The sequence below is a fragment of the Flavobacterium sp. MMS24-S5 genome (assembly GCF_050320125.1).
GTDB classification, from domain to species: domain Bacteria; phylum Bacteroidota; class Bacteroidia; order Flavobacteriales; family Flavobacteriaceae; genus Flavobacterium; species Flavobacterium tyrosinilyticum.
The window spans coordinates 140,656-154,343 of the sequence record NZ_CP190016.1; the positions used below are offsets into that span (position 1 = coordinate 140,656).

Below are 13,688 nucleotides of genomic sequence, written 5' to 3' on the forward strand. Positions count from 1 at the left end.
TTAAAAAGATTAAACACAAGAAATCCGCAAAATCTGCTTAAATCCATTTTAAAATCTGCGTGAAATAATTCAAACCGCAAATAAAAATGATTAAAAAAATCCGCACAATCTGAGAAATCTGCGAGAGAGAATATTTCAAAGACCAAACAGGATTTAAAAAAATTTAAACTTAAAATAATAAACAAATGGCAAGTTTAGAATTAATGAAAATTACGGGATATACAGACGAGGAATTTCAGAATAAATTCTCCGGAAATCCCTATGCTTTCATGATTAATCCTGACAATATAAAAATACAGAAAAGCATCGAATACAACGAACAGCAGGCTCCGGCAACAAGTTCGGCTTCTCAAAAGTACAAAAGCACTCCAAGCGATAAACTGAGTTTTGAAATGGTAATAGACTGTACGGGAATCATAGATGCCAAACGTACCGATATGTCTAAAGAAATAACCGCTTTAGAAACGATTATTTATACTTATAACGGTAAAATACATCGCCCTAATTTTGTAAAAGTGCAATGGGGGCAGAATATCACATTCAATGGAGTTCTCGATTCTATTGACATCTCTTACACTCTTTTTAAACCAGACGGAAGTCCGCTTAGAGCCAAGATATCATTATCGTTCAGTCGCTATATTTCTCCGAAAACAGTAACCCGAACAGATGCTCCAGAATCTCCAGACCTTACTCATATTGTAAGCGTTTCTGAAGGAATGTCTTTACCGCAATTGTGCCAGAAAATCTGGAATGACGATTCTTTTTATATACAAGTTGCAGAACATAATAAACTTAACAAATTCAGAAACCTCAACGGTATCGACAAATTAATTTTTCCACCCATAATCCCTTCAAACTAATGAGTGCTTCAACCGAAATAAAAAGTGGCGGAATCGCAACATTCGCAGTTAAAGTTAACGGATCGGCAATAGCCGATGAGCTTAGCGTGCTTTCAATTCACATCGAAAAAAAAGTAAACCGAATTGCATCTGCAAAAATCATAATCCTAGACGGAGAACCTAATACGGGTAAATTTGACGCCAGCTCCTCTTCTACTTTTGTGCCTGGCGCAACAATTAGCATAGAAGCAGGATATGACAATAATAATGCTGTTATTTTTTATGGTTTAATCATGAGCCAGACCATTCGCATTGATAATTTGGTAGGATCTGCTTTAGAAATTGAATGTCGTGATAACGCCATAAAAATGATTGTAGGCCGAAAAAGTCTCACGTTTTTTAAACAGAAAGACAGCGATATCATATCTTATATAATTGGAAGCTATTCCGGTTTAAGCTCAGATGTTACTGCCACAACTACCGTTTGGCCAGAACAAGTGCAATTTTATGCTACCGATTGGGATTATATTTTGGCTCTTGCCGAGGCAAATGGTTTAATCGTAACCACTTTAAACGGAAAAGTTTCAGTTTTTCCTCCTGATAAAAGCACCAGCTCTGTGCTTACGGTAACTTATGGTGATAATCTGCTTGAGTTTTATGCCAAATTAAATGCTGTGACACAATTAGGAAACGTAGCTGCCAATAGCTGGGATTTTAAAACTCAAGCGGTTGTAAACGGTAATGCAGCGCCAAACGTTAGCGGAGCTGGAAATTTGACCACAAAAAAATTATCTGAAGCTATCGGACTCTCGACGTATCAATTGCAGACTTCTGCCCCGCTAGAAAGTGCTGATTTAACCAATTGGTCTAAAGCGCAAATTATTAAAAGCGAATATGCTAAAATAATGGGCGAAGCCAAATTTCAAGGAACCAATTTAATTGATCCTGGAAAGTACATGACTTTTGCTGGTATTGGAGATCGTTTTAATGGCGACTACCTCATTGGCGGAGTTGTGCATGATTTGTCTCAAGGAAATTGGGTTTCAGAAGTTACACTCGGACTTTCCCCATTTTGGTTTACCGAAGAACCAGATGTTATGGCACCACCCGCTTCCGGACTTGTTCCTGGTGCAAAGGGTCTTTTTAACGCCACAGTAAAAAAGATGGATGAAGATCCGGATTCTCAATACCGAGTTTTAGTAGATGCTCCTTTATTAGATCCAAAAGGCGAAGGAATCTGGGCAAGGCTAACCAATTTCTATTCCACAAGCGGAGCTGGAGCTTTCTTTATGCCCGAAGTTGGAGATGAAGTCATTTTGGGCTTTATAAACGAAGATCCGCGTTATCCCATAATTCTCGGAAGCGTCTATAGCAGTACAAGCATAAAACCTTTTACGGGTTTAGATCCCAATCAGAAAAATTCGGTAAAAGCCATTGTTTCTAAATCGGGAATTTCGGTACAGTTTGATGATGAAAACAAAGTTTGGACAGTTGCAACACCCAACAAAAACACGATCATAATTAGCGATAAAGACAAGAAAATTACGATTCAGGACGAAAACAATAATAGCATCGTAATGTCAAGCAGCGGTATCGATTTATCGAGTCAGAAAAACATCAATATCTCAGCCAATCAAAATGTGACCATCAAAGGAAATCAAGGCGTGAACATACAGTCAAGTGGCGGAGATGTCTCAATAAAAGGCCTCAACATCAAAGAAAATGCAGATATGCAATACAGCGCTCAAGGCGGTCAAATGGCACAAGTCTCCGGAGGAATGCAATTGACGCTGAAAGGTGCAATGGTAATGATTAATTGATTGTTGATTGTGAGATGTTAGAGAATAGAGGAAAGAGAATAGAAACAAGAAGCGATAATCACGATTAAACGAATCAAGAATAAAACGATTAAACAAATAAACAATTAACCGATTAAACAAAAAGATATGCCACCAGCAGCAAGACTTACAGATTTTCATCAATGTCCGATGGTTACTCCGGGATTGCCACCAATTCCGCATGTGGGAATGACCAATAGTTGGGCCAGGCGCGCCAACAGTTTTAATAGCAGGATTACCAGCTGCCAGAGTTGGCGATATGCTGGTTTGTGTATGCACCTCCAGATTCTATTATAAAAGGGTCTTCAACGGTTATGATATGCGGTATGCCCGCCGCTAGAATGGGAGATTCAACCGCTCATGGAGGATCAATTGTTCTTGGAGCATTTAATGTGATTATCGGTGGATAATATAGCTCATAATGATACTGCCTTTTTAGGTTCAGGATGGGCTTTTCCTGTTTCATTCTCTGCAGACAATCACCAGCTGAATTTGTCTGCTAATGAAACCAACATTAACGAATCTATCAATGTTATTCTAAACACGCGTAAAGGCGAGCGTACGCTAGAAGCTGAATTTGGTTCTGGAATACAACAATTTATGTTTAAAAAAATTGATAGTACGCTTAAAGGCGAAATTATAGAAACGATCAAGTTTGCTTTATTAAGATATGAACCCAGAATATTGGTTCAAGACGTTAGAGTCGCATCAACAGATATCGTAAACGGAACAATCGAAATACTGATTACATATATCTATTCTAAAACCAATACAAGACACAATTATGTGTTCCCATTTTATTTAAAAGAAGGAACCAACTTAGATCGAAAAAAATGATTTTAATTGATCAAAATAGCGCTATAAATTCTCTCAACGAAGCACTCGTTCCGAATCCGTATTTAATAGACGGAAGAACCGAGCAGGATTGGCTGTACTTTTTGACAGAATTTAGCAAATTGATCAATTTCTATAATGACAGTAACACTATTGAAGGAAACTGGAGTCCATTTTTACTGAAAGATCCCGTTTTTCTAATGGCGTACATTTCGAAAACAAATTACAAGAAACTGTTCGCAGATTATAAAAATGGCTGTTCAGAAATTCAACGATTGCTTGAAAACAAAAACAGCATAATATCTAACACGCGAGCTTTAAATAACTTGTTTGATCGCATTACGGCTATCTATCAAATTATAGAACGCTGGACGCATCATATGCTAAAAAACAGCGAGGTATATGATCTCAAAACGTACATGCTGCAAGAAGTAAAAAACAGATTGAGCATAGATTTTTGGGCTATCCAATCTTACAGACAATATCTGTTAAGACTATCTGTCGAGAATTTAATTCTCACTTCAGTTCCTTGGGACGAGTTTAAATCTTTTGATAAGAATATCTGGTTTATCAATAAAGATAAAATTCCTTTTTGGCAGGTTTTTGGTTTTGAAAAAGAACATCCAATTTTGGATGAAATAAGGGCTGTGCTAAAGGCAAGTTTAGCTATTCTAACCAAAATTGGCGATAAATTATTTCAGTTTTTAGAAACTATCATTCATCACGCAGCAAAAGAATACCAGAAATTAAACCTCAAAAAAGGGCATTTTCCAGATACTGTTTTGTTGCGCTCGTTTGTAAATATTCTCAAAATTCAGCAAGATCAATTAAACGGACTTTCTGAGAAGCATCTTGATTTTTATTATAAAAACATTCTGAAACAAACCAAATTGCCAGCAGTTGCAGATCAGGCGTTTTTGTGTGCAACACTAACAAAACCAACATCTGTTTATACTCTGCCTGCGGGGACTTTATTTAATGCGGGAGTCGATGCCCAGAAGAATCCTATTTTATTTGCTTCTAAAAAAAATGTAAATCTCAATCCAGCCACAATTGCAAGTGTTCACAAGCTTTCGTATCAGGACAAAAACAATGCGTCTTACAATTTGCAAACCATTGTAAAACCAACCGAAATTCAATTAGATCCAGAAAATAAAGTCATCAGTTGGGAGACTTTTGGCTCAGACAACGATTCTCTAAATCCGCCATTAATTGGAATTGCATTTGCTTCACCCATGTTACTATTGCGTGAAGGAACAAGAACCCTAACAGTAACATTAGAATTTGATTCTCAGATCGATTTAAAAATCCTTCAAGAAGCGAGTTATTTTTTGAGCACGCAAAAGGATTGGCTACAACTCAATTTAGCTCCGTCAAGCTTTACAATCGATGCTACGAAACAAAACGCAATTATAATTGCTATAATCCTTGATCCAAGTATAGCTGCAATCGAACCGTTTCTGGTTAATCCAGACGGATTAAAAAGCGATTGGCCTATGATGAAAATTTTGTTTCAAAATGTTCCTAATCCGCAGAATCCTCCTAAAATTACTACGATCACTATTGCCTTAAAAGTAGAAGGAGTTAAAACGTTTCAATTGTATAATGATTATGGGGAATTAAGCACGAAAAGTCCCTTCCCTCCTTTTGGACCAATTCCGTTGGTTAATGCCAATTTTATCATCGGAAATAATGAAATCTTGAGCAAACCTTTGGACAGTTTCACAATACAAATAGATTGGGATAAAAGACCAGCCAATTTTGAAATTTATTACAAAGAATATAGTGATTATCTGCATCCACCAAAAAAAGGAGACAATTCGGTTGTAAAAGCATATCGAATCGCTTTTCCTCGCAAACAGCAAAATATTGCGTTTGCTAGAGAATTCTCCAATGCCAATTTTATGGTATGCTTCAACATTATGCAAGACAAATCATGGCAAGGCATTAAAATGACTAAAATTGCGAGAACCAAAGATGACCAAGTTTTCATTCCAACAGATGAAGTTCCGCAACCAGTTAATTTATTCGACAATTTGTCTGTAGTTCCTGTTAATAATATTCTTAGTACCTCTAACAGTGATTATATATATGCTAAATCTGGTTCAACTAAAACTGATGACAAAGCATGGAAGCCTAATCCGAACATTCAAAAAGAGCCTTTAAAATATTCTGAAGAAAGTACATCAGGATTTATAAAAATGACTTTAAACAGTCCGCAATATGGTTTTGGTTCCGAATTGTATGCCAATGTTGTAGCTAGCATCGCCTTGCAAAACGGGTATAAAGTTGCTCACAAACAAGATGATTTTATTCCTGCAGCCAATGTTCCGTTTGCTCCAAAAATACAGACTTTTTCTGCTCAATATGATGCAAGCGTAACCTACAATCTTGATGGCACAGCGGGAGATTATCCGTTTCAATATTTTATTTATGCTCCATTTTCAAACTATACCGTTTTTGATAGTGAAACAGCTGACAAAACCGAAACAAATGTATTCAATACCCAAATCATAGGTAGTTCTGAAAGCGATGCTACAAAAGGTTTTCCGCTTTATCCGTCTTTTGACCATAACGGAGCCTTATTTATAGAACTCGATAATTTGATTTGCAACAGCACTTTAAGCCTCTATTTTGAATTGGCTAGAAATTCTACTGTGCTTACCGATCAAAATGAGATTATGTATTATTATTTAAGCGATTCGGGCTGGACAAATATAAAACCATTATCGGATCAAACCAGCCAATTTAGATGTTCTGGAATTGTAGAAATTCCGATTCCTGCAGATTGCAATAACAATAGTAGTATCATGCCTGGAAACAAAAACTGGATTTCTATTGCGGCTGCTGGCAACCTTAAATCATTTTCTAAAACCACCTTTATGCAGGCCAACGGTTTTAGTGTGCAAAGAACCGGAACGACGTTTCTAACCGATACGCAAAGTCCGCAAATTGCCGCCAATGCAATTACTAAAACAGAAATTAAGATTCCAGAAATAGGCACTATCATACAGCCTTTTGCTTCTTTTGGAGGAAAAGCTGCCGAAGACAAAATAGATCGAAATAAAAGAGTAAGCAATAGCATAAAAACCAAAAACAGAGCCAGCACAGCATCCGATTACTATACGCTCATTGCCGAAAAGTTTGATTCCGTCTATTATTCAAAAGTAGTGACTGACGAAAGCAATAACACCACCAATGTTTATTTGGTAAAAAAAATAGCATCAGATAGCGATTCAAATGCCTTTACACCTTTGGCAACAAATGCTCTCGAAATTGAGGTGCAAAAGTTTTTAAGCGCCAATTCATCGCCATTTACCCAACTAAACGTTTCCAATTTTAATCTAGAATACGTAACCATTAACATCAAAATTCAAGTCGATCCAAACTACCAGATCACCTTGGTAACAAAAAATGTAAATCTGGCTCTAAAAAAGTATTTATCGCCTTGGATTACGAACTGTCCTTCTGAAATAGAAATTGGTAAACCGCTTGTCGATGCCAAAGTGAAAACATTTGTACAAAATATAAAAGGAGTTCTTACGGTAGAGAAAGTAAGCTTTTCGAGCTACAATATCGATCCGGTTACAGGATTGCAAACTGTTTTAAAAAGCGAACAGGAAAACTTAATGCCTAACGATTCAATGACTCTTTTAGTTTCGGCACCCCATCATAATATTTCATAACCCAATAGAAATGGATACTAATAATCAAATAACAAAAATTCAGCTTCCGCCGCATCAGGACTTTAACTTCCTGAAAGACGAAGCTATTGATTATATCCAAAATCATATTGGTAATGAATGGAACAAACTTTAACCCGAGCGATCCCGGAATGACAATTCTAGATCAGGTTTGTTATGCCATGACCGAATTAGGATATTGCACCGATTTTTCGATTCCAGATATTTTAACCGATTCTACTGGAAAAATGGAAATCGAAAATCAGTTTTATATGCCTTATAAAATTCTGACAACGGCTCCATATACCATTAACGATTACAAAAAATACATTATAGATGGCATCGAAGAGGTTTACAATGTTGTAATCGCACCTTATAATCAGAATCTTTTGGCATTTAGCAGAGTCTATCAAATTTATCTTTATATCAATCCAGATATTACCGATGCTATTAAATGCAATAACATTTGCAAATCGGTTTATTATTACCTCAATCAGAGTCGAAACATTGGCGAACTTTTTAATATGCCCATTGCATTGCAACAGCAAAATTGCAGAATTGGCGGAAATATAGAACTCGAGAAAAGTGCAGATGAACATGCTGTTTTATTAGAACTTCAAAATAAAATTCGCAATTATATATTTCCGAAAATAGATCAGGTGAATTACGACACCATGAAAGAAGACGGATATAATGCTGCTACAATATATGATGGCCCATATCTTAAAAACGGTTGGATTTCTGACGATTCTTTAGCAGATAAAAAAGATACCATAAAAGCTATTGATTTAATTCCTGTAATGGAGTCTGTAACTGGCGTTATTTCGGTTTCGGGAATCCAGCTTTATCAGGAAAAAGATAATGTTCAAACTTTACAAGCAACAAAAAATCAATTATTGTTTGTTGATATTTTAAATTCTTTTAAAGAGAAAAAACTAACATTAAATGCTAACGGAAAACAAATAATAGCAGATGCCTTTGGTCCGTTGCAAATTAATATTGGCCAATATCAGGAGAATGTTACGAGCTTAAACAATAAACCGACTATAAAGTTGCCTAAAAGCAGTTTTAGAGACATCAATAGTTATTACTCCATTCAAAATACATTTCCGCACCAATACGGCATTGGCGACGATAAAATCGAAGACGATTCTTTACCCGTTCAAGTAGCGCAATCGCGACAGTTAAAAGGCTATTTGACTTTATTTGATCAGGTTTTGGCCAATCAGTTTTCGCAATTAGCCAATGTTGCTAAACTATTTTCTTTCACTAATTCGGTATGCGGAGCGCCGTCAGACAGCGAAACTTTTTATGCACTAAAAGATACATATGAGAAAAAGCATTTGGAATATCCTGTTCCGTACAAAATGTTTTCTCCTAGCTATTTCTATCAATCTTTGTATACGATTCCTCACATCAAACCTTTATTGAAAAATAATGCCATTTTTGAATACAGCAGTGGCGAGGAAACCAAAAAGGAACTGAAAGAAAAAAGCTGGCGAGAATATCAGCAAGATCCTTATAATGCTTACATCTTTGGAATGATGAAAATCATGGAAGAAGAAGATGTTAACTTCGAAAGACGAAACAAAATACTAGATCATCTGCTTGCCAGACACGGCGAATCGCCAAAAGTAATTGATGCCATCATTCATGATACCATCTATACCGGAAACAAGAAAAAAGATCAGATTATTATAAAGAGTTTGTATTTGCAAAATCTCGATTTATTGTCGTACAACCGTTTTAAAGGTTATAATATTCTAACGGCTTCAAAAATTAATCAAACCGCAGATGCCAATTTGCTAAACATTAAAAAGGAGCATTTTGAGCATATAAGTGAAAACACGTCTGATTTTGTTTTTCAATCTAATAAAATCAATAAAAAAGAAAAACTAAGCAAAACAGATTTCAATAATTTTTCTGGTTTAGAATTAAAACTGAATTTACTTTTCGGATTAAAAAACATATATACCAATTTTATTACAACGCAATTTGAGGCTTCGCAAAATTCTATTGAAGATCAATTGAACAGCCATAAAACCATACAAAAAATATTTTGGCTTAAAGAAAATAGAAAAGGCAGTTTTTTTATTGAAACCTCTATTCTTTTAAGTCAATTAAAATATAATATTGAAATTGTAAATCAAAGCAATAATTTATCTTATCAAATACAAAATACAGATTTTCAAACCATTGCCAACATAAATTATCTATTAAATACGGAAAGCCAAACCGTTTTGGATTCTCAGTTTTTAAAAGGCCAGTTGGAATTTTCTAATGAAAAATATGCTTTTATTACTGACAATTCTCAAACTGCAACATCTATAGAGTATACAAAAAGTAAATTCTCTGATTATTCATTTCGTATCACCGTTTCTTCTGGAAACGGAAGCATTATAATCAACGATGCACTTTTTAAGAAAAATGCGATTTTGCTATTTCCAGATTTTATTTCCGAATTGCGAACTCCTCAATTCGAAAAACGTTTAGAACAGTTTCTTGCGGTCAGTCTTCCGACAAATATAAAATGTGAATATCTGTTTGCTCAGTTTCAGGAACTTGAAAGTTTTACATCGAATTACTATAGCTGGCATGAGAGTTTGCGCTTCAAAAATACGCTGGATTCAAATCATATCGAAACAGAAGCAAGTTCAACCTCAGAGCAGTACGCTGTGAATTTAATCCATAGTCTAACCTCAATTTTAGAAACAAAAAATGGAAGAAATAAATAGCCATATTGTATCGAGTCTAAAATGGGACACCACTTTTGACCAAAAGAAAGAAGGTTACAGACTTCAGGAGCGTTTAAGTGCTTGGAGCAAAATTTCGTTGCCTAGAGAAGTTACCTCTATTTTTGACGAATTATGCCCGCAGGAACAAAGTTGGCGAATTGAATTGCTTGAACTTAATCTTGGCGCCTGCGATTATAGTGATCTGGAGTTTGATCTTAGCCGAAAAATACGAAATCTATTAAGAGAGAAAATAGCCGAATTAATTTTGTATCAAAACAATCAGAAGCAAAACGGAATTGCGGTTTACAATAAAGAAAAATCAATTCTAGAAAATCTTTCGGTCTTTTTACTGGAAGGTTATTTACCATGGAATTATCAAAATAAAGAAGGTTCTGTCAACCAGATTATGACAGAATTGCTTCAGAATAATCTCGCTGAGGTTATTGCGATTATTAAAGAAACAGGAATGTCTCACGAGGAAGTGAGAAAACGAATTGCATGGCAGTTTGACGAAAAAAACATCACTAAAATAATCGCCGCGCTCGAACCTAATAATAGTAGTTCTATTATTGAATTTAGCGCAACAATGGTTAACATCCAGGTTAAAGAAACGATTATCCAAACGAGTACGGCAAGTTTCAAAAAGAATCTATGGTTCTTTATTCTGAACTTTTTACTGCTCGAACGCGGAACGCTTTTTAATAAACTGGCTTTCATGAAAAGCAGTATTCTGCAAATGGCCAATCATTACAATATTGCTTACACTGAACTTATTATTCTAATCGAAAATACGATTGTAAAACTCTCTGATAAAACATCGCAGAACAACGATTTTATTGCTTGTCTTAAAATACTAACGCAGGAATATGAAACGCAAAAAAGCGAAAATTATAAGCTTGAAACTACTACAAATTATTGGAGTCTATTAGAGCAATTATTGAAAAATAAAAACAATAGAAGATTTAAAGCCGATAAAGACAATTTAAACGAATTGATAATGGTATTGAATAGCGAGAATAAAACAAAATTTAATACGCTGCTTCAGCCCATTTTTAAAGATGAGAGTTGGCTTGTTTCGCTGCTTCTGGATTTAAATGAAACTTCGATAAAAATACTGTATTCAAAACTGGATACTACTCCATCGCAGCTTCATACAGAATCGATCATTTATCTAAACCAATTAAGCCAGGCTTTTAAACTAAAAACAAACCGCAAGGCTTTATGGCAAATTGGAATTCTATTTCTCATTCAAAATAAAAATACCGACAATACTGCTTTTCTCCTATTTTGCATTAAAGAATTAAGCAAAAAAAATAATCTTAGCCATGAGCATTTATTGGCTCTGTTTACCAATGCTAAAATTCCTGCGGCGATAAAAAGCAATAATGCCGCGGTTATTTTTACGAATCTAAATGCTATTTATTGCAAAGAAATAAGCCGTAATAATTCTAATTATCCCGCTGTTCATTTCAAAAATCTTGTAGCGAAACTAGAACTCGAATTGCAGAAAAACAGTACCAAAAGTATCTTTTTTATTGATTTACAAAGATCGCTGACTAGAACTATTTTATTGCATCCTAAAATGGCTTTTGAAGCCATGCTTACATACGGAAATAAAGAGATTCTTAAGAAAATACTTCCGTTGGTTTTGAATCGAGAAATGCTTCAATTATTGGTCAAAACAGCCAATTATAAAAAAACAAAACTTGTACAAACCATACAGGTTGTCTACGAGATTTTAAATGAAAAAGATCAATATGATTTTCCTGAAGAATTAATTACTGATGATTTGTTGCTTCTCGGAATGCAGGAAATATTGTTTCATCCAGAACATAACTCCTCTTTGTTTCTGGAAACTATTATTGTGCAGTTATCCAAAAAAGTAACCGAGACGAGACGCGATGATTATTTTCAGTTTATCGCAAAACTGATTCAGTCCAAACGAATTAAATCTTTTGGAGTGGCTATTAAAAAGACCTTTTTAAACCAGTTAAAAAACACAAAATCTATTGATACTGTTGCGCTTGCGTTGCTCATTCAAAATACATCGAAGCAGGATCAGCAGGAATTAGCGCAATTGTTGAGTGCTAATTTTAATGATGCAGGATTTGTTTTACTCCGAAAACAAGACAAAAAAGAAAGTGAAAACATATTGCTTTATTTCTTGACAAATGCAGTTACGCTGAAAAAGAACTGGATTCAGAAAACTACCTCTGTTCTAATTCAAAATATAAAATCGGTTTCGGAAACTAAAATTAGTGCAGCATTGAATGAACTTTTCTGGAACACAATTTTAAAATATTCTGCTTACAAAGGCAATGAAGTTTTATTTGACAAACTGCTTCAGAAAGAACTCAAATTGTATTTAAAAAAGAATATGGCAAAGGAAAAAATACAGCTTCAAAACGAAACAAAATCTTTTGAATATGCCAATTCAGTACCCGATTTTATGCCTTTTTTAGAAAACAATGGCATTTCTGATTCTATACTTTCTAATGAAAGTGTAGAATCAATTAGTACAGATTTGCTTTTTGAAATAGAAAGTTTATCTGAGAAAGAGAAATACAAATGGATTTCATCAATGTTGATAGAAAGGCAAATTCCACCCGCCTTCAGCATTTCTAAAACCATTGAGGCAAAAGATCTTCTAAACGCCATAATGGTAAAAGAGCCAAAGATTTTCTTTAGAATAATAAAAAAAGAATTTATTCCTGAAGCCCAAATAGATTGGCTTTGTCGCAATATAAACTTTCATCATTTATGCAATGCGGTTAGTCAATTGGATAAAAACAAGGAATTGTCTTTACGGATTTTGGAAAAATTCAATCATGTATTGGGCAATGTCAAAATAAAAGGATTGGCTGCTAAAGAAATGCAGCATATTTTATTGCGAAAGCTCTTAAAAGCTGTAACCAACGACAATTGGAGACTTATTGCAATAGACAAAATCTGGAATGAATTAATCTGGGAAGTTGTAACCAAAAAAGGAATCTCAAAAAAAAGCTTTTTGGCCGATATGGAAAAATACATCTATCAATTTCCTCCCGCTTTACAGCTCGGTTTCAAAGAAATTCTAAAAGCCGAAAAGCAAACCGCAACCGTCTTAAAACAAACTGAAATAATTTCGAAAATGGAACATAATAAAACTAAAGAAAACCCAAAAAAGAGCCCCAAACACGGTATTCCTGTTAGAAACGCCGGAATTGTTCTCTTAAACGATTATATCGCGATGCTGTTTGAACGATTGAGTCTAACTTCTGAAAGAAAATTTATAAGCAACGAACATCAAGTTAGAGCAGTACAATACTTGCAATATCTAATTACAGGAATGCAAGAAACGGAAGAGGTTTATTTACCGCTAAACAAAGTTTTGTGTGGTTTGCCTTTAACCGATACTGTGCCTGATTTTATTGACATCTCTGATCAAGAAAAACAATTAATAAACGGTTTGATACAAGCGGCGATTTCGCATTGGCCAGAAATTGGAGATTGCTCCATAAACGGTTTTCGCGGCAACTGGCTTGTACGCGACGGAATTCTAGTAGAACTGGAAGATAAATGGGAACTCACGGTAGAGAAGAGAGCTTATGATATATTGATTAACAGATCTCCTTTTGCTTTTTCGATTATGAAATACCATTGGATGAATAAGCCTTTGCATGTCATTTGGCCTTATTAAAAAAGTATTCTAAAAACCAATTATCCAAATAAGAACCTTGAATACAATATTGAAATATAAATTAATCAACTAAAAGAACT

7 protein-coding genes and 1 pseudogene are annotated in these 13,688 nt (G+C 34.9%); all 8 read left to right on the forward strand.

Going from position 1 to position 13,688, the window contains the following annotated elements; genetic code table 11:
- Positions 1 to 185 precede the first annotated feature (185 nt).
- The 8 genes and pseudogenes from ACPWTF_RS00705 (at position 186) to ACPWTF_RS00740 (ending at position 13,608) form a co-directional block, all read left to right on the forward strand.
- Positions 186 to 860, forward strand: a complete 675-nt coding sequence (locus ACPWTF_RS00705) for a hypothetical protein (RefSeq protein ID WP_427873979.1) — start codon at positions 186 to 188, stop codon at positions 858 to 860.
- Positions 860 to 2,659 (forward strand): type VI secretion system tip protein VgrG, encoded by a 1,800-nt coding sequence (gene vgrG, locus ACPWTF_RS00710; RefSeq protein ID WP_427873980.1) that lies wholly within the window; start codon positions 860 to 862, stop codon positions 2,657 to 2,659. The genes ACPWTF_RS00705 and vgrG overlap by 1 nt, the downstream gene beginning before the upstream one ends.
- Positions 2,660 to 2,785: 126 nt before the next feature.
- A pseudogene (locus tag ACPWTF_RS00715) lies at positions 2,786 to 3,087 on the forward strand (PAAR domain-containing protein).
- Positions 3,080 to 3,514, forward strand: coding sequence for a GPW/gp25 family protein (locus ACPWTF_RS00720; RefSeq protein ID WP_379800801.1), 435 nt, complete (start codon positions 3,080 to 3,082; stop codon positions 3,512 to 3,514). Before ACPWTF_RS00715 ends, ACPWTF_RS00720 begins: the two are co-directional and overlap by 8 nt.
- Positions 3,511 to 7,197 (forward strand): baseplate J/gp47 family protein, encoded by a 3,687-nt coding sequence (locus ACPWTF_RS00725; protein ID WP_427873981.1) that lies wholly within the window; start codon positions 3,511 to 3,513, stop codon positions 7,195 to 7,197. Before ACPWTF_RS00720 ends, ACPWTF_RS00725 begins: the two co-directional genes overlap by 4 nt.
- A 10-nt stretch (positions 7,198 to 7,207) precedes the next feature.
- Positions 7,208 to 7,330, forward strand: a complete 123-nt coding sequence (locus tag ACPWTF_RS00730) for a hypothetical protein (protein WP_427873982.1) — start codon at positions 7,208 to 7,210, stop codon at positions 7,328 to 7,330.
- Positions 7,311 to 9,929, forward strand: coding sequence for a hypothetical protein (locus ACPWTF_RS00735; protein WP_427873983.1), 2,619 nt, complete (start codon positions 7,311 to 7,313; stop codon positions 9,927 to 9,929). Before ACPWTF_RS00730 ends, ACPWTF_RS00735 begins: the two co-directional genes overlap by 20 nt.
- Positions 9,913 to 13,608 (forward strand): contractile injection system tape measure protein, encoded by a 3,696-nt coding sequence (locus tag ACPWTF_RS00740; RefSeq protein WP_427873984.1) that lies wholly within the window; start codon positions 9,913 to 9,915, stop codon positions 13,606 to 13,608. Before ACPWTF_RS00735 ends, ACPWTF_RS00740 begins: the two co-directional genes overlap by 17 nt.
- Positions 13,609 to 13,688 lie beyond the last annotated feature (80 nt).